The organism is Alicyclobacillus suci, from assembly GCF_017329615.1.
Lineage (GTDB): Bacteria > Bacillota > Bacilli > Alicyclobacillales > Alicyclobacillaceae > Alicyclobacillus > Alicyclobacillus suci.
Genome location: NZ_JAFMTW010000025.1, coordinates 1 through 18,926, shown reverse-complemented (window position 1 = coordinate 18,926; position 18,926 = coordinate 1). Strand labels below are relative to the sequence as shown.

Here is an 18,926-nt window from a genome sequence, read left to right as displayed (position 1 = left end):
ATAATTTATCAAAAGGAGCAGCCTCCATCTCTGAAGGCCCATCCTGATATGCATTACTCCATTGGACTCGTTACCGGGGTCGCCAGCGTGAGCGTTTGTTCATCGATGACCACACCGTAAATCTCCTTGGCCTGAGCAATAGTAATCCAACCATTTTTGACATCCTCGACGACTTTCTGTGGGTTCCGCAACAGCGGATCACCATAGCCTCCACCTGTCGCTGTAATCAAACGCACCACGTCCCCTTTGTTGAGGATCTTTCGGGCACACTTGCCAAACGGCCCTTCCTTGGTGCCATCTTTGCGGATGATCTCAATTTTGTTGTACGACCCATCCCGGCCCCCGGATGCTCCCCAAACTGGGTACTTGTTGCGACCAAAACTCGCAGTCACAAACTGATTATCGGTGAGCGCCTCGTACGAGCGAATCGCACCAGCACCGCCTCGGTACTGCCCAGCGCCCGTACCGTCGGCCGTCAAGCTGTACTCCTGAAGACGCACCCCGTAGCGGGTCTCAGCCACTTCTACCGGCACGTTAAACGTTTCGCCGTCTCCCAAGCAAAACTGCCCGCTTTGTCCATCCATACCAAGTCCGGCGCCCCATCCGCCGACGGACGGTTCAACAATGAGGAACGGTTCATTCGTATCTGGATGCGTACCGGACACAATCACCGAACAGACCGACTCAAGATGCCCTGCCGTCAACCGCTCCGGCAACACCGGCGCCAAAGCCTTCCACACCATATCCGCTCCAAAAATCATCGACTCCCAGTACGTCGACACGGGAGCCGGACGCTCTGCGTTGAGTATCGATCCCTTCTCCGCTATGATTGTGAGCGGCCGAAACACTCCGTCATTCACGTCTTGCCCCGGGTTCGTGGCCGCCAAGAAAATGGTTCTGACCGCGGAAACCAAGCCCGTGTATGAACAATTGATGGGACCCGGGACCTGCTTGTGACTACCCGTGAAATCGACGATGAACTCGTCATCCGTAATTGTGACCTTGCAGCGGACATTTAGTGGCCCATGACCAAGCCCGTCGTCGTCGATGAAATCTTCCACCTCGTACACACCTTTAGGCAATTTCTTCAACTCTTCCCGGGCCATCTGCTCACCGTAATCGAGCATATATTCGATAGATTGCAGTACCGTGTCCTTGCCAAACTTACCGCACAGTTCCTGAAATCGTCTTTCTCCCGTGCGCAATCCTGCCACTTGCGCCCACATATCACCAAGCGAGAGATCGGGGAACCGGACATTCGCGGCCAAAATATCGACCAAAGCTTGATTGATATGACCCTCGTCAAACAGTTTCACCGCAGGAAATTGCAGCCCCTCTTGATAGATTTCCGTAGAATCAGTCGTCCATGACCCCGGATCTTTTCCTCCAACTTCTGTCCAGTGCGCCTTGTTCGCTGCGAACGCAACCAACTGACCTTGATAAAAGATTGGCATCACGAGCCCCACATCAGAGAGGTGTGACCCACCGCCGCCATAGGGATCGTTAATGATGATAATGTCCCCAGGTTTCAAGTCATTCTCGAATTTCTTTAACGTCTCTTTGACCATCGAGGATAGCATTCCGATAAACCCGGTAACGCCATTGCCTTGAGTCAACAATTGCCCTTTCGCGTCAGTGAGACCAGAAGCGAAGTCCAGCACCTCATAAATGATGGGGCTCATCGAGGTTCGGGCAAGGGCATAAAACATCTCTTCCCCTATCGCCATTAATGAATCTTTAACAACTTCGAGCGTAAACACATCCGCCTTCGCCAATCATTGCACCCCCGTATAGATGATGAGGTTTCCGTATTTGTCAACCGTCAAGCGCTGTTCTGGATACACCAGCGTAGACGACGATGGCTCTTCCACGATAGCGGGTCCTTCGAGTTCAAACCCTGGGCCCAAGCGGCTGCGGTCATACACCCTCGTATCGACAAACCCAACGTGTTCGAAATAAACAGGGCGCGTTTCCAAAACAGCATCCGCAACCGTGTGGGACACCGGCTCAATCTCGGCAATCTCCGGTTTCGTCACTGTTCCAAACGCGACCAAGTGCAAGTTGACGATTTCGGTCGGATTGTTCTCAAGTTTAAATGTGTAGTTCTGCTCATGAATGGCATGAAATGTTGCATTGACGTCCGCAAGGACCTGCTCGGTAACCCTGCCACCTGGAACCGGTACTTTCACGGTATGTTCTTGTCCGAGATACCGCATATCCACGTATCGATGAAAGACAACTTGACCTTCCTCGATTGCTTCCGATTGATATTGCACAATAGCCTGTTGTTCGAGCGCTTCCCAAGCGCCGTTGAACTCACCAAGAGAAAGTTCCGACGTGCGCCGAATGTAAGTTTGCAAATAATCATGCCGCAAGTCCGTCATGAGCATCCCCCATGCCGAAAACACGGACGCCGCAACTGGAACAACCACCTTGGTCACGCCTAGTTCCCTCGCGAGGAATGCCGCGTGCATCGCTCCGCCGCCGCCAAAGGCGACCATTGCAAAATCCCTCGGGTCATACCCGCGGCGTACTGAAATGAGTTTCAAGGCATTCAACATATTCGAGTTCGCAATGCGAATAATCCCCAATGCCGCTTCTTCGACAGGTACTCCGAACTTTTTGGCAATTTTCTCGTCGATGGCGCTGCGAACCGCCTCCAAGTTTACAGCCATACTAAAATTCTTCGCCGATAGGCGACCCGTCACCAGATTGGCATCGGTTGTGGTCGGCTCAGTTCCACCACGGCCATACGCCACCGGGCCCGGCTGTGCACCTGCCGATTTCGGCCCGACTTTCAAGGCACTCGCCTGGTCAATCCAAGCAATTGACCCACCCCCGTTCCCCACCTCAACGATGTCGACAACGGGGATTTTGATGGGATAACCTGCATGCCGCTCATCCCACTCAATCCGATAATCAGTCGTCACGGTCACTTCTCCACCATCAATCAGCGAACATTTCGCTGTCGTGCCACCGATATCAAACGCAATCACATTCTCGTGCCCAATCATCTTGCCCAGCATCGCAGCGCCAAAGACACCGGCAACCGGCCCCGACTCTACCATGTGAATAGGCGATTGTTTCGATTGCTCAAACGTCGTCGTTCCCGCATTTGACTGCATGATGTACTTCTGCCCAGTTACATTTATCTCGAGCAACCTGTTATTTAAGTTATTGACATAGCGCTCTGCAACGGGTTTGACATACGAATTCAACACTACCGTGTTCGTCCGCTCGTACTCGCGCCACTCTTTTGTCACTTCATGCGATGCGGTCACAGCCACTTCCGGCCACATTTTGTGAATTAACTCCGCCGTCAATCGCTCGTGCTCCGGGTTCGCATAGGCGTGTAAATAGCAAATTGCGATAGCCTCGACGCCCTCTCTCCGCAACTGTGCCACTGCCGTCTCTACGTCATTCACATTCAACGGAGTGATGATTTCCCCTTTTTGATTTAACCGCTCCTCCACTTCCAAACGCAGTGCACGCGGTACGAATGGCTTTGGCTTTTGATAGCGGACATTGAACAAATCAGGTCGATTTCCCCGGGCAATTTCGAGGACATCTCGAAATCCTTTCGTCGTGATAAGCCCTGTCTTTACGCCATTTCGTTCTGTCAGAGCGTTGATAATAACCGTCGTTCCGTGAATAAAAGTCTCAATATCATCGCCTTTCAATTCCGCCTTGGCAATGACGTTCATAACGCCTTCCTCAAAATTGGGCGGTGTCGTGTCTGATTTCGCGATACAAATTTTTCCATCCTCATCCACAGACACTAAATCTGTAAACGTCCCGCCTATATCGGTTGCGACACGCACAACACAACTCCCCTTTATTGAAATATGGCTGGCTGCAAAACACACAAAACTCGTGATGTGATATCTAAGAGGTTTTCCATGGAGTGTTGAATGGAAGATGGAAAGTGAAGCGCATCTCCTACGCCCAAGACGTAATCCTTATCGTCGACCTGAAGGAGAATCCTTCCTTCCAATACATAGTAAAACTCTTCACCGGGATGCGCATACTTTGTCAAAATTGATTGATTCGGTTCCAACTCCACAATCATCGGTTCTAGATTCCGCCCCGCAAAATTACCCGCAAGCCGGATATACGTCATGCTCGTTCCTTCAATTTTGAATGGCTTTTGATCATCCACCTTCACAATAAAGTTCTTGTTCTCCACAGTCTCAAACAACGAACTAATTGGAATGCCAAACGCCTCCGCAATACGCTGCAACGAGGTTATGGTCAATGAAGAGTTCCCTCGCTCCACCTGCGAAAGAAAGCTAATCGACAATCCTGATTTTTCACTTAATTCTTGCAGTGTCATTTGGTTTTCTTGACGGATAATTCGGATTCTTTTAAATAAATCTTCCATCGTGCCTCCTGTGTAAAGCTTTTTGTGTTTTTATCGTATGAAAAAACTTTCTATATGTCAAAATAAATTTCTATAAATCAGAAAATAATTTCGATATATGAAAACACGATTTTCACTCGAACAACGACCACTCTGAAACTTCTGCTTCCGGCGGTGCTCCGTAGCCTCAATCTTGCTATGTCCCCAACCAAATTGGCTACGTCCAGTTCCATAGTGCCTTGATGGATCACAACTCCGTAATCGCGTTTTGCCGCCGTCACCGACACATACTCGTTCATGACATCGGCGAGGACTTCTGCCAGGTCGCGGTCGAATGGATGCCCAAAACCTCCTCCACCTCCGGTGTATCCTGTGACCACTGTTCCATATTGCAACTGTTTTGCATTGACTTTAAGCAATTCGACGGACTCGCCCGTTAACGATTGGATGGTTACGCTAGGCTTAGCGCGCCCCTCCTGCCCGCCGAAGAGACCCCAAGCCGGCGTGATAGAGCGCTCAAACCAAAAGTAAACCCAAGCTGCATTGCTCCGTACTTCATAGCCGCGAACAATGCCTGTTCCACCTCGTTTTGACCGGGACCACCGGAGTCCTGACGAAGCTGATAGGTGGTCATTCATGAGCCATCCAGTTTTGGATCATCCCCAGCAAACGTCATCACCATCGAATCTCCATAAACATGTTTCGTCGTGGCGAAAAGATTTTTGTTCTCACAAAAACGCCAACGAAGCGTCTCACACCTCTTGTACGGACTTGCCAAACGTCTGCAGGTGGTTCATCGACCCGTACAGCGCTTGAAATCTATGAAACTCCTCTTCATCGTAAAAAGAACACTTGCCTGCACCATACGCCTTTGCCACTTCGATGGCAAACCGAGCGGCCGTCGCAATGTCCGTCTCGTGACTTGCCCCGGTCGCACATCCTGGAACAATGCTCTGTGCTGTAATGGCAACGCCGACGACCGGTGCGTTCGTCGCGGTGCACGGCTGGAGGATACTGTTGATATGATACAAGTTGTTCCCGTACGGCGTGATATCCTGCATAGTAACCGCGAAGGTATGCGCCAATTGGCCGGATGAGATTTCGAGGAGGGAGACGAGATCATCACTGATTCGAAGGATGCAACCTTCTTTAATCGTCGGCGAAATCGCGACGCCACGGTGGTTAAACACGCGGTTTCCCTTCGTCGTATCGATGGTGAGAATCGCGTCCATCTCGGGACTCACTTCGTGTTGATTCATTGTCATCATATCCACAGGTGATCCCATAAAGGCAACCGGCTCGTGTGGAATCGTGGGTGCATTCGGACAAATGTGCGTCGCGATGAGAACGTCTCCAGGCAGCGTGTCGCCCTTTGCTTGCATTTCAATTAACTTCAGTGCACTCGTCAGTGCGGTAATGGCACCATCGCCATCCGACACAAGTCCAATTCGCTCAGGCCGCGCGCCAATGCCGCCAAGTCGCCCAATCATCCCAAGCGTCGGCGCGTCGCCACCCGCAGTCTTGCCGCTACGGCCGGGAATACGCACCTGAATGAAATCGGTCCATCCCGATTCTCCCTCCACCCGCTCAACTTCTACTTGCCCCGCGCCTCGGCGCAAGAAAAAATCCCGCACTTGTTCTCCATTGACGTTTGCGTCATCTAACAGTTCATAGATGTCCAATGTCTGCTTCAATGTCATCACACACCGCTCCTCGTCTCAAAATCGATGTAATATTGCACGTTTCAAACCTGCCTCAGTTAGGCCGTCCCAATCGATGACGCAAACACGTATTTGCAAATCTCCTTGTTCACGACAGTTTCAACGACTTTGAACAAGGCTTCGTCATGTATACCCGCGCCGAGCTTGAGATGGGTCCTTGGGACACAGACGACCGTGACATCCAATCCAGACTGCAACTCTGCCGTTAGCAGCGGCAGCCCCGTGTTCGTATCCATCGTCATGATGAGGTCTGGGAACGTCGCTAGCCGCTCACCTTTTCTCTCCAAGGTCATGTGCTCGTTCCAAAACGTCATATCCACGTCGCCGATGGTGACTTCTCCCACATCAAAGCCGCCTTCTGTCCGCAGCGATACATGCGCCACCTCGCCTGTCGCGATGCGCGCTCCGCCCATGAAGTCCAAGGCGGCCCCCACTTGCTGTTTGAATACTGACGAAGTCCTCCAGTTGGTGGAGGCCGATAGATCCCATCACACCCGTCGAATGTGCGCGCCCATTGCAGGGGGCATCAATGACTGGAATGCCCAGCTTCGCGGCTTGAATCCATCCATTCACCGTAGCCGTCGCGGCACTCATCTGCGCTGATGAGCACAGGCGCGTTCGTCTGCATCGCCTCGTTTGCAAAGGCAAGACCATCCTCTGTCCAGCCACCCCCGCCACCGCCAAGGAGCTTTCCGCCCAATACAGCCGCTTCCACATCACGAACGGATAATTGCCGCTCGTCATAGCACACACTCCTATCCATTCAGTCGCTTTAAAGAGGAAGGGAGGAATGCCTAGGTGGCACCCTCCCAAATCGCTTTCCCGTTCAACGCGAAGCATCAGATGATTGAACTAGATACTTCTCTTTCTCTTTTGGTACGCCGACCTGTTGATAAAAAGCCGGATACGCTTGCTCGAGCGGAACAAACGGGATATCGTAGCCAAACTGCTTCGGCCCCCATACCGTGAGTGCCACCTCACTGCGCATCATTTCCGGTGTCGGAATCCCAATGGCGACGACGCGTTGGCCGTAGCGCAGGCGTTCGTTGGTGACGGCGTGGCCCGTGTCCGGATCGAGTAAGGTGATTAAATCCGGCACGCTCGCGACGACTTGCCCATCTACTTTCGCAATGAGGTTTTCGTTTTGGAAGTCGATCACCATGGTCTTGTCTGCGTCTTCTTCAAATCCCTGTAGACGCGCTTGGCCGATTGCGAAGCCGTCCGAAGTCCGCCGCGAAATGTCGACAACTTTGCCTCGAAAAAGCGCAATTCCGTGCCCATAGATGGTATCGCGGGTGGCCGCAAGGACGGCTTCTACGGGATTCGAATGATTGCGATGCGCTGCTTGAACAGCCCTTCCCAATTGAATCCCCATGGTCACGGTCCCGCGAACGGCGGTGTTTTTCACCTGTTCACCCGTCATCGGATAATCGACGAGATGGGAATACCCGCCCATTTTGACGGTGCATGCGCGCGCAAACGATTCGAGCCGGAAGTTGTCCACCGTCTCAAACAGCACGACGTTCCCCCACTCGTCTGCAATACACGCTGGCATTCCCGAGACGCCAAGGATGTGGAACGTCTCCATCTGCAACTCCGGAAACGCGCGCCCCATACCATCTCCGTCGACGACCGGCAAGCCCATCTGGGCGGCGACGACAAACGGAATCATGCTGTTCATCCCGCCACATTCAATAGGGCATAGCGCTGTCACCGATTTGCCTAAATGGCGCTCCATGCGCCGCACCGCGAGATACCCTTCTTCTCCGGCCGGCACCTTTTCCAAAAAGACCGTCGGTGCCCCCATCATCGCGACCGGGAAGACGACGTCTTGATGCTCAACCTCATCCAAAGAAATCAAATCAACCGGGCCATGCTCGCGGATGGCCTGTTGTGCCATTAATTTTCCGATGAGCGCATCCCCCCCACCACCTGTCCCGAGAATGGCCGCACCAATCGACAAGGCTTCTAAATCCTCTTCAGTGACTCGCATAAGCGTCCACCTTGGAACCGAAGTTATACGTCGCAAGTGTCCCAGCAACAGTCACTTTGATTCGCACAGCATTGCCCGGCAGATAAGCAATCGGAATCTCTTCAATTTCGACAATTTCGATGGTCGACGCCTCCGCCCCTGCCCGAATGGCCTCTGCAATCGCGATGGACTTGGCCTCTTCCAGGACTTCCTCGCGCGACTTCTGATCCATCGCGAATATCCGATCCACCCGTCCACTCACCTGAGCAATGGCCGCGCCAATTGCGTTGGCTACGTCAAAGTTCTCCGGACGATGGACCTCCGAGGCGCCTTCCAACTCGCTCGGAAGCAAGACGCTGCCGCCGCCCACCAAAATCAGCGGCACAGGCTCTGCACTCGTCTTCATCCTGTCGATGGCCTCCGCCGTCTTTGCCATTGCGATATCGTAGGCCTTCTGTGCGAAGTCCGTCGGCAACTGAACCGGGTGCGTCCCAACGCTCGCTTTGCCGAGCGCCACGACGATGTCCGTGAAGGTCGTCGTGTCGCCGCCGAATGCGCGCCCTTCCTCCACAATGCGATACCCCACACTCTTCGGCCCCACTTCGATGCCAGCTTCCGACTCGGTCACGCGGCTTCCGCCACCCAGGCCAATCGAGTACAAGTCTGGCATCCGGAAGTTGGTTCTCACACCGCCGACATCGACCGCGACAAAAGATTCCCTCGGAAATCCATTCACAAGTACCCCAACGTCCGTCGACGTGCCGCCGACATCGACGACAATCGCATTCTTTAAGCCCGTAAGGTACGCCGCGCCGCGCATACTATTCGTGGGTCCGCAGGCAATCGTGAGAATCGGATACAACAGGGCGTACTCAACAGACATCAACGTGCCGTCGTTTTGCGCCAGGTAAAGTGCGGCATGCACGCCGAGATCGGCTAGCGCTTGTTGGAACGACATCGTCGCTCGCTTCGCGACACTCGACACAGCGGCGTTCAACACAGTGGCATTCTCTCGCTCTAACAGCCCAACGCTGCCCAATTGGTAGGACAAAGAGATAGGAATCTCCTCGCCGAGGACTTCGCGGAAAATCCCTCCTGCGCGTTCCTCGTGATCCGTATTCACAGGTGAGAACACGCCCGTGATGGCGACTGCCTGAACTTTCCCCTTCACGGATTCGGCGATACTGCGAATCTCCGCCTCGTCGAGCGGTGCGATTTCGCGGCCATCGAACTCGTGTCCGCCACCGACAATCCAGGAGTACTCAGCGTAGCGGGCGCGCAAATCGTCGGGCCAACCGGCCAGCGGCTTGACAGCCCGCGTCGCCGGCGCACCCAAGCGAACAATCGCCACATCATTCAGTTCGCGGCGCTCGATAATGGCGTTGGTCACCTGCGTCGTGCCAAGCATTGCGTGGGAAATTTGTGCACCATCCACGCCACTTTGCTCGAGCACGCTGCCTACGCCGGTGCGAATGCCCGTGACAATATCTGAAGTGACTGCCGTTTTCGTCTTCGCAATCACACGATTTTCCTTGTCCAATAAAACGACGTCCGTATTCGTCCCACCAACGTCAATTCCCAAGCGGTAAGTCATACAGTTTCCTCCTAGCCATTCTCGAGTCATTCACTTACGCGTTCTGTGTTGTCAGTGGCCGAAGCGGTTTAAAGTCGAAATCGTATCCGAAGTACCTAGGCCCGACCAGTTCCAAGCACTCGGGCCGGTGCCATACGGGTGCACAAGGCATCGTGATGACAATCACACGTTGGCCGTAGCGCAACTCTTCCGTCGTGATGGGGTGAATCGTCTCTTGATCTAAAACCGTAATCAAATCCGGCACCGTCGCAACGGGATCCCCATCGCGCATCACGATGAGATTCTCGTTTTGAAACTCGAGTCTGCAGACCGATCCGCTATCCACACCCATCCCTTCAAGCGTCACGGTACCACGGGCGAATCCATCGACGGTCCGACGCATGACATCCGTCAACTTGCCGCGAAACACTTCCACGCCATCCGTAAATTGAAGGAGGTTTGCGAGGCGAACTGCCGCATCCTCTTTCGCTTCGAGCAGTTGGCCAATCTTCATGGCTGTAGATAAGGTGCCATGCACTAAATTTGGCGCCATCTTATCCGCATTGGCGCCGTACAGCGCCAACATGGAAGAACCGCCCATGACAATTGTCGCATTTCGCGAAAGCGCCTCCGTCCAGGCCCCATTCACAGTAGACAGTAGCACCGTGTTCCCCTTTTCGTCCGCGACCATCATCGGCGTCGCCGAAATGCCGCCAAAGTGCAGTGCCGTCATCGGAATCTCTGGGAACGCACGCCCCATGCCATCTGCATCCACAATGGGGATGCCAAGTTCTGCCGCGACCACGAACGGGATCGTCGAATTCAGCCCACCCGCTTCAATCGACACGGTCGCTGCAGCCTTGCGGCCGAGGAATTTCTCCAATTGTGTAAATGCCTTCACCGGCTCATCGCCGCCCGGCATTTTCTCAACCATCACCGTAGGCGCCCCCATCATCGCCGACGGAATGACCAAGTCGTCGTCGTTCAACTCATCTATCGAAACCATCTCCACAGGCCCATATTTCTCAATGGCCTGCTTTGCCATCAAGGCACCAATGTAGGGATCTCCACCGCCGCCAGTACCAAGTACTGTTGCGCCTAAAGCAAGGTAATCGATGTCTTTTGCATGAATCAGTCTTCTCACCACGTCACCGCCCATCATAAAATTCAAATATCAATGGGGGACAGTTGACCCCGTCTCCCGGTCATCATTCGTTCGCAAGTTCTTTCGTATCTACACTTCCAAATGTCACCATCCGATTCCGATTGACCAACTTACTCAACACGAAATACGCCACAGCGGCCACGACGAGCGAATTGATAGACGGAATGCCCCACTTCACAAACTCGCCAACCACGAACGCCCCAATCCAGCAAATCAGTGTGATAGGATTCCAAGACTCATACGTATCCGGCAAAACACCCTGCTCTCTTGAGCGCGCAAGTTCATCTTTGTATCGCCGTATGCAGAAATACTCAACAACCATAATGCCACCAACAGGTGGCACTGCCACACCCAATAGCGAAAGGAACCCTTCAAATTGATTCAGGATACCGAGGACGGAGAGCAGCGTACCCAGTGCGCCAAACAAAATCGTGACACCGACGCGACTGACGCGCTTCTTAAACACGACGTCGAATAAGTTCACGATGCCCAGCGAAGAAGAGTATAAGTTCCAATCGTTAATCTTCAGCGTCGCCGTCACGAGCACAACCGTTCCAACCACCCCACTCGTCGACATGACAATTGTGATCACATTGGAAGATTTCATCGCGTGTGCAAGAAGTACACCAATTAGACCAATGAGATACTCCCCAAGGGTAATCCCAAGCACGGTTTGCTTAATGACATCGCCAACTGAACGATTGTACCGCGTCATATCTGGAGAAATAATCGCCCCTGTGATAAATCCACCGGCAACCATGCTCGCACCTGCACCCAGTGTCAACACGCTACCCGGCGCATGCATCGAGACGAGGTGTCCCAGCGAATAGTGACCTAACGCCCGACCAATCGAGATGAATGCAATGAGCATAAAAAGAGGTACCGTAATATAGGCCGTAAATCCCATTGACAAAAACCCATAAATGACGACCAGCGTGACTAGAATTCCTGTAACGATAGACCATGCCCAAATGGGCCCGCCAAGCAGTTGGTTCAGCCCATCTGCGAACACCTGATTCTGCACGCCAAACCAACCAACCAGTGAAATCGCGACAACCAGGCTCACAAGGACGGATCCAAACCTGCCAAAGCCCGTCCACCGAATCAGCATCGTTGTGCTGAGTCCCTCTTTCATCCCCGCAATCCCGACAAAGATAGAAACAATCTCGAGAATGACGGCCCCGAGCGTCAACGCCCAAAACGACTGCCAAAAACTCATGCCAAATCCTAATGTCGCACCTAATAGAAACTGAGAGAGTGCGGACATCTGACCAAACCGCATGGTCGCGATACCAAACCAGTGTCGGCGGTCTGTCTCAGGAACTCTCGATAACGAATAGTCATCCAACTTTTCGTTCACGGGCTCATTCAAAGATTCCGCTTTTGCCATCCGCTGTTCCTCCTTTACTATCGTTTGAATTATCTTAATTTAATTTCAACTCTGCGTGTATTGACGCCATGAACAAAAAGAGTGCCAAGTTTGTGCAAAGCGCACAATACAGTTCGGGCGAGAGGAGATGAGGTCAAACGAGGAAAGCGTGGCAGTACTGTACCTACGAAGTTAGTGGAATTGTTGCAGATAATTGGCTGTGATCACGACTGTATGTGCGTCTGACATTGATTAAACAGTATGACGAAATGCGGAAGAGGCGAGGCTTACCCCTATTATCAGAGACATCAGTGTGACTAGAAGACTAATAGCCACGACAAATACACGGTAACAATAAACCCTAGTGCAAATAAAACCAGTCCAGAAGCGAATAGTACCCCAGGCTCGTACTCTGGAAGTCCTGCGTTTTTTCAACAACCTCTGTACTTGAAACGCCAAGAACTAAACTCCATGAGAGACCATAGTACAAACTATTCAACAGTACCCTTTGATACCCAAAAAACACTCACAAAACACTCACAAAACATTGATCCCGATATTAAAAACGCCATGTCTGTCCCGTAATTTCCAAACAGTCGGCCAAACAGATGGATACCGCCAACATTATACGCGTCTCGTCTAACGCCAAGCGCACAACAATATGTGGCGACCCATTAACCAGAAGCTCACGCAAGACCACATCCGAAATTTTACGCCCCTCAATGAAACTTCCGTGACTAGATACTTGCCATCTCCTCAGCAATCCACACGTCGGAGTCACCTCAAAATCAAAAAAGTGACCAATCGGCATCGACGTGATAACACAGTTTTCTTCGCGCTCTTCCGGTTCCTGTGTCTCCACAATAATTCGGTTTAACACCGCAGCACAACATTTTTGGGTACCACGCGTGCCTAAGACGAGTTCCGTTTGAATCAATCCTACTTCTTCCGACTTCCGAACATTTGCAGACGCGGTGGACGGAGGAATGTCGAACATCTCTATTCTTAAATCAGAAGATAGCGCTTTCGCAATTTCCGCAAAATCGTTTAGCGTGACGTTCAAAATTTGGCTCGATCCGTCCATTCCCGATACTTTCCTTTTAATTCGACTGGTTCACGGTGATCCCGCACGAATGAATCTGCTCATCCCACGCACACTAAACCCAACAAAATTTGGTACCCTTGAGCGTCTTCGTTACTAGGGGTGCAAATGAAGTTATCGGAGGAAGAAATCCAATATGCCACACTGGAACGCGCGCCACGCGCAATCACTGCTGCCTCATGAGTTATCTGTCAATCCGTTATTTTCCCGCGATGAAAAGGAGTCCGTCCCGCGGTTTCACATGAGGGATCTAGGCATGTTGCCCGAAACCGCGTATCAAATCATCCACGACGAACTCGCATTAGATGGAAATGCCCGCCTCAATCTTGCCACATTCGTGACCACGTGGATGGAACCTGCCGCGAATCGCTTGTACACCGAATCAGCTGACAAGAACATGATTGATAAGGACGAGTATCCACAAACAGCAGCTATAGAGGAGCGTTGCGTGCGCATTTTAGCCCACCTGTGGCACGCTCCGAATCCCGAAACGACGATAGGAGTTTCCACGACTGGCTCATCTGAAGCATGTATGCTAGCCGGTCTCGCGCTGAAACGACGCTGGCAGAACGCACGGAAGAAAGCAGGAAAGTCCATTGATCGGCCCAACATCGTATTTAGCTCGGCGGTACAAGTCGTATGGGAAAAATTTGCGAACTATTGGGAAGTCGAACCGCGGTATGTGAACATTACGCCAGATAAGCCCTATCTTCATCCCGACGGCGTTCTCTCCGCCGTCGACGAGAATACCATTGGCGTCGTGCCAATTCTCGGCGTCACATACACCGGCCTGTATGAACCAGTCGCCACGATTGCACAGGCCCTAGACGATTTACAGGCGCGAACAGGGCTGGATATTCCCATGCACGTCGATGCTGCTTCAGGTGGGTTCGTCGCCCCATTCCTACAGCCAGACTTCATTTGGGACTTTCAATTGCAAAGGGTCAAATCTATCAACGTCTCCGGGCACAAATACGGACTGGTGTACCCAGGCCTTGGCTGGGTCGTGTGGCGTGAAGCAGAAGACCTACCCGAGGAGCTTATTTTCCGCGTGTCCTATTTGGGCGGAAATATGCCGACTTTTGCCCTAAACTTCTCTCGCCCAGGTGCCCAGGTGCTGCTTCAGTATTACAATTTCCTGCGTTTAGGTCGAAACGGCTACTACGCGGTGCAAAAGGCCAGCCAAGACGTAGCGCAATATCTCAGTCACGAAATTCAACAAATCGGGCCGTTTGAGTTACTCACAGATGGACGTGACATTCCTGTATTCGCGTGGCGGCTAAAAGAGGGCTATCCGGACAAATGGAATTTATATGACTTGTCTCGGCAACTGCGGACGTTTGGCTGGCAAGTGCCAGCGTACCCCATGCCCGCCAATATGAAGGACGTGACCGTGATGCGCGTGGTGGTACGAAACGGATTCTCGAGAGATCTCGCTCAACTGTTCTTAATGAATCTCAAACAGGCGGTTGCGTACCTAGATTCATTGGATGGGCCAATGCCGCATGACACGAAGGAAGACAATGGATTTCATCATTAAGATTTGAAAATGGGGGGCCAGGACCGGTTAGAAACAGTCCTGGCCAACCGTGTTCTTACTGAATATGGTTTTATTCCTAACACCAAGAAAATACCTTCAGTGAACATCCATCGCGGAACCGCTCAACCGTCCACTGTTTCATTCGCACTGTCAAAGTGAATCTCAGGGGGCACCCGTCGAAACCCACGCGTGAGGAATATCAAATAGACAACACCACACGCCAACCAAATGGCACCTAATCTCAACGCGTTCTTGTCCAAATTGAGCCACAGCCACCCGTCGAACAAGAATCCAACCACGGGCATTGCCAAATAAAGTAGAAAGTCAAGCGGCTTCTTGCGTAGGCCTGCGCGGAAAAAGTAATGGGCGATGACGGAGACGTTGACAAACGCAAAGGCGCTGAAGGCCCCAAAATTGATGAACGAAGTAGACGTCTCGACCGTCATGAAGAGCGCCAACAAGCCGACGACGCCCACCAACACAATATTGAAATGTGGCGTCTGAAAGCGTCCATTGAGTCTGCCAAACACTTTCTTTGGCAGTACCCCATCGCGCCCCATGGCGTACAGCAGACGTGCGGCACTCGATTGGGCAGAAATTCCAGAGGAAAATTGTGCGAGAATGAGACCAGCTGTGAAAATGGCGGTAAACAGGTGCCCCCCTATCTGCATTGCGATTTCCGATGCACCCGAATCGGCGTGCGCGAATTTCGTGTAATCCGGATACACCAGTTGCGTCACATAGGTTGCGATGATGAAGATGACGCCGCCGACGAGCGTGATCAAAAAGATAGCACGTGGAACCGTTTTCTCCGGCCGCACGGTTTCCTCCGTCATCGTCGTCACCGCATCGAATCCTAGAAACGAATACCCTGCGATGGCCGCCCCCGATAGTATCAGGGAAAAATGAAACTGATCAGAAAAGAATGGTTTAGGCGAGACAATCGTCGCGCTCCCCATTCCCCGAAGCACATCGTGCACACTCAACACCAAGAAGATTGCGATAACTAAGAACTGAAATGCCATCATCAAGACGTTGACATTGGTACTTATCCGAATACCGACGATGTTGAGAATGGTCGTGACGAGAATAAATAAGACAATCCAAAGCCAAGCAGGCACACCTGGAATCTCTGCGGAGAGATAAACACCGCCAATCAGCCATATGACCATCGGGAGAAAGAAGTAGTCAAGCAGCGTCACCCATCCAATTAAAAAGCCGATATGGGCGCTCATACTCCTACGCACGTACGTATAGGCCGACCCAGAGATCGGATATGCTTTTGCCATGCGCCCGTAACTATATGCAGTGAAAAGCATGGCAATTAAGGCGAGAATGTATGCATCCGTTGCCAAGCCGTGCGTCGTCTCGTCTTCTACACCAAAGGTACCAAAGACAATCATAGGTGCCATGTACGCGAGGCCAAAAAGAATCAGTGGAAATTGCGTCAACGTCCGACGAAGTGTCACCTGGTCTTCTTTCATACAATTCTCCTTCAAAAGGCGATGGCGACATTCCTCAGGAACCCAGTCCCCAAGAATGCCGCAAACCGCCATTTCGTTTTAAGAAAGTTCCGCTACAGCTTCCGTTATCGCCGATTCGAGGCGAGCGAGCCCCGCATCTAACTCCTCATCCGTCATCACGAGTGGCCCCAATAACCGAATGACATTGCCGTAAATCCCCGCTTTGACCGTGATAAGCCGCTTCTCAAAACACTTTTGACTAATCTTCGCCACCAACTCAGGATACGGTTCTTTGCTTACCCTATCCCGTACGAATTCGACCCCCACCATCGCACCAAGCCCGCGAACGTCGCCAATGTACGGAACCGTCTCTTGCAGGCGGCGAAGTCGTGCAAAACTTTGCTCGCCGATTTGTTGCGCTCGGCGTGGAAGATTGTCGCGCTCCATAATTTCAATGACTTTCAGCGAAGCGGCCGCCGCAAGTGGATTGCCCCCGTACGTCCCGCCGAGTCCGCCAACTTCAGTCGCGTCGAGAATATTCGAGCGACCTACGACCGCGGAAATCGGCAGACCTGCGCCCAGCGATTTCGCCATCGTGATAATGTCTGGGTTGAGCCCCTCATAGTGCTCGGTTGCGAACAGTTTACCGGTGCGCGCGAAGCCGGTCTGTATCTCGTCGACGATGAAGACGATACCGTGCTCTGTACAAATGTCGCGTAACGCTTGCATATAGCGCGGTGGCGTTACGACAAATCCGCCCTCCCCTTGGACCGGTTCGATGATAATCGCGGCGACGTCATTTGCATCCACATAGGTGTCAAACGCGCGCTTGAGCGTCGCGATGGACTCGTCGATAAACGCCTCTGCGGATTGGTCCTCTGCTTTTCTATAGAGATTCGGGAACGGCAGGCGGTAGACTTCAGGTACAAACGGCCCGAATTTTGCCTTGTACGGGTGAACTTTACTGGTCAGCGAGAGGCCGAGCGCGGTCCGGCCGTGAAACGCCGACTCAAACGCGATGACGGCAGAGCGACCGGTGTAACTCTTCGCCACTTTGATAGCGTTCTCGACTGCCTCCGCCCCGCTGTTGAGAAGTAACGCCTTTTTTTGGCCATCGATTGGGGCAATTCTGCACAACTGTTCGACAAGTCGAAGATAAGGTTCATTCAAGCTCACGTGAACACACGTGTGAAACAGTTTCTGGGCTTGCTCAGTGACGACTTCAACGATTTCCGGATGGGCGTTTCCGATATTAAGTACGCCGATCCCGCCAGCAAAATCCAGGTACTCGTTGCCCGCCTCATCCCACATGCGAGCGCCACTAGCCCGCGTGATGACGACTTTATTCTGGACGCTGACGCCTTTCGGCACATACTGTGCATGAAGTTGCAATAGGCCTTGCGAAGTGACGGTTTCAGTCCCCATCGTGATCCTCCTCTTGGTGGTTCCTCTGCTCATGATTTCACTTTTCGTGATTTCACTTCTCTTGGTTCCACTTCAATGGTTCTCAAGCGTTCGGTTGAACGGTGTACCCAGTTGAATCGGTCAGTCCATCGGTGATTCGGCCAAAGACTTGTACACGTGCGGTTGGCGCATCTTCACATACTGAACGCAGTCCGGCAAATTCCGGCGCTCGTGCAGCGGTACATCGACGACAAATACGCCAGATTCGGAGTCTGCCTGAAGCAACCACGAAGAATCCGGATGTACGACACACGATTCGCCACAAAAATTGATGCCGTTTTCCATCCCGGTCCGGTTCAGACATGCGACGAACATCGTGTTTTCCATGGCCCGAGCCTGTGCGTAAATGCGATGGTACGATCCGTATGGAACCATGTTCGCGGAAATATTGACGAGTAAATCTGCATCTTGCAAACCCGCCATCCGCGCCGATTCCGGAAATTCGATGTCGTAACAAATTTGGACGGCGATTTTGCCCCACGGACTTCGCCACACTGGCCACGAGCGTCCCGCTACAAACGTCTTCCCCTCATCGCCAAACAAATGAACTTTAGCGTACGTCCCCACGATGCCATCTGGCGAGATGATAGATGCTGCATTGGTCAACTCAGGGCGCTTTGCCCCGTCGGTAACACGCACTCGATACGACGGATGCCCGACAATTACCCATACATCACACTCCGCCGCCATGCTTTGCAACCGCACCAACCACTCGAGTTCCGCTTCGGCCGTGGGCAAAAACGACCAGTGTTCAGGCAAATAGCCTGTGATAAACAACTCGGGAAAGACCACGAGATCGACTGAATTGTCTCGGCACGTTTTTCGAACAATGTCCTGCATGCGTGCCAATGTCGCTTCGACATCTCCGAGGACAGGCGCGTCCTGAACGAGGGCGAGCTTCATCATGTAATCCCCTCTCCGTCACGTACACAAACACGGTCTCACGTGTACGCGTATGATGGACAAACTTGATTTATGCCAACTGCATCGCGACAGCGCGTACTGGGCTCCCGTCACACCCGACAAGTTTAAGTGGAAATAGGCAGACGAGGGGCTGAGGAAAATCTATGGCGTCAAAATTCGTCAAGTTCTCGGCAACTGGTGTTAGGTTAAAAGTGTGGACACAACGAATCGGTGCGCCACGAGGCGCTGTATGTTGAGGCCATCACACAATGTGGCTGGTGGGTACCTCATCCC

At 52.4% G+C, this 18,926-nt stretch carries 16 protein-coding genes; 1 reads left to right on the top strand and 15 read right to left on the bottom strand.

What is annotated here, in order from left to right:
* Positions 1–53 precede the first annotated feature (53 nt).
* The 12 genes from J3482_RS12630 to J3482_RS12580 all read right to left on the bottom strand — a co-directional run bounded on the left by J3482_RS12630 (position 54) and on the right by J3482_RS12580 (position 13,244).
* Positions 54–1,775: a hydantoinase B/oxoprolinase family protein gene (locus J3482_RS12630; protein ID WP_223203975.1), complete on the bottom strand. Its 1,722-nt coding sequence runs from the start codon at positions 1,773–1,775 to the stop codon at positions 54–56.
* On the bottom strand, positions 1,776–3,821 hold the full coding sequence (locus tag J3482_RS12625) for a hydantoinase/oxoprolinase family protein (protein WP_206922486.1): 2,046 nt from the start codon (positions 3,819–3,821) through the stop codon (positions 1,776–1,778).
* 14 nt (positions 3,822–3,835) lie between these two features.
* On the bottom strand, positions 3,836–4,381 hold the full coding sequence (locus J3482_RS12620; RefSeq protein ID WP_146821402.1) for a cupin domain-containing protein: 546 nt from the start codon (positions 4,379–4,381) through the stop codon (positions 3,836–3,838).
* Between the two features lie 77 nt (positions 4,382–4,458).
* Positions 4,459–4,998 carry a hydantoinase B/oxoprolinase family protein gene (locus J3482_RS12615; RefSeq protein ID WP_146821404.1) on the bottom strand — a complete coding sequence of 180 codons (540 nt, stop codon included), beginning with the start codon at positions 4,996–4,998 and terminating at the stop codon, positions 4,459–4,461.
* 114 nt (positions 4,999–5,112) lie between these two features.
* A complete protein-coding gene (locus tag J3482_RS12610) occupies positions 5,113–6,060 on the bottom strand; it encodes a DUF1177 domain-containing protein (protein WP_146821406.1) in 948 nt (315 codons plus the stop codon).
* Positions 6,061–6,119: 59 nt separating this feature from the next.
* On the bottom strand, positions 6,120–6,494 hold the full coding sequence (locus J3482_RS21580; RefSeq protein WP_321198820.1) for an S-methyl thiohydantoin desulfurase domain-containing protein: 375 nt from the start codon (positions 6,492–6,494) through the stop codon (positions 6,120–6,122).
* A gap of 113 nt (positions 6,495–6,607) precedes the next feature.
* A complete protein-coding gene (locus J3482_RS21575) occupies positions 6,608–6,844 on the bottom strand; it encodes a hypothetical protein (protein ID WP_328702700.1) in 237 nt (78 codons plus the stop codon).
* A 63-nt stretch (positions 6,845–6,907) separates the two neighbouring features.
* The gene (locus J3482_RS12600; protein ID WP_206922485.1) at positions 6,908–8,074 is read right to left on the bottom strand and encodes an S-methyl thiohydantoin desulfurase family protein; all 1,167 of its coding nucleotides are present in this window, start codon (positions 8,072–8,074) and stop codon (positions 6,908–6,910) included.
* A complete protein-coding gene (locus J3482_RS12595; protein WP_146821409.1) occupies positions 8,061–9,647 on the bottom strand; it encodes a hydantoinase/oxoprolinase N-terminal domain-containing protein in 1,587 nt (528 codons plus the stop codon). Before J3482_RS12595 ends, J3482_RS12600 begins: the two co-directional genes overlap by 14 nt.
* A gap of 34 nt (positions 9,648–9,681) precedes the next feature.
* Entirely contained in the window at positions 9,682–10,770 is a 1,089-nt protein-coding gene (locus tag J3482_RS12590; protein WP_223203976.1) for an S-methyl thiohydantoin desulfurase family protein, read from the bottom strand.
* 64 nt (positions 10,771–10,834) lie between these two features.
* A complete protein-coding gene (locus tag J3482_RS12585) occupies positions 10,835–12,181 on the bottom strand; it encodes a purine-cytosine permease family protein (protein WP_146821413.1) in 1,347 nt (448 codons plus the stop codon).
* A 538-nt stretch (positions 12,182–12,719) separates the two neighbouring features.
* A complete protein-coding gene (locus J3482_RS12580) occupies positions 12,720–13,244 on the bottom strand; it encodes a hypothetical protein (RefSeq protein ID WP_206922484.1) in 525 nt (174 codons plus the stop codon).
* A gap of 154 nt (positions 13,245–13,398) precedes the next feature.
* Here J3482_RS12580 and gad point away from each other — a divergent pair, with 154 nt between their 5' ends.
* On the top strand, positions 13,399–14,802 hold the full coding sequence (gad, locus tag J3482_RS12575) for a glutamate decarboxylase (protein ID WP_146821415.1): 1,404 nt from the start codon (positions 13,399–13,401) through the stop codon (positions 14,800–14,802).
* A 122-nt stretch (positions 14,803–14,924) separates the two neighbouring features.
* Here gad and J3482_RS12570 read toward each other — a convergent pair whose 3' ends face one another.
* The 3 genes from J3482_RS12570 to J3482_RS12560 form a co-directional block, all read right to left on the bottom strand.
* Positions 14,925–16,286, bottom strand: coding sequence for an APC family permease (locus J3482_RS12570; RefSeq protein WP_206922483.1), 1,362 nt, complete (start codon positions 16,284–16,286; stop codon positions 14,925–14,927).
* A gap of 78 nt (positions 16,287–16,364) precedes the next feature.
* The gene (gene gabT, locus J3482_RS12565) at positions 16,365–17,690 is read right to left on the bottom strand and encodes a 4-aminobutyrate--2-oxoglutarate transaminase (RefSeq protein WP_146821419.1); all 1,326 of its coding nucleotides are present in this window, start codon (positions 17,688–17,690) and stop codon (positions 16,365–16,367) included.
* A 120-nt stretch (positions 17,691–17,810) separates the two neighbouring features.
* Positions 17,811–18,635 (bottom strand): carbon-nitrogen hydrolase family protein, encoded by an 825-nt coding sequence (locus J3482_RS12560; protein ID WP_206919771.1) that lies wholly within the window; start codon positions 18,633–18,635, stop codon positions 17,811–17,813.
* Between the last annotated feature and the right edge of the window lie 291 nt (positions 18,636–18,926).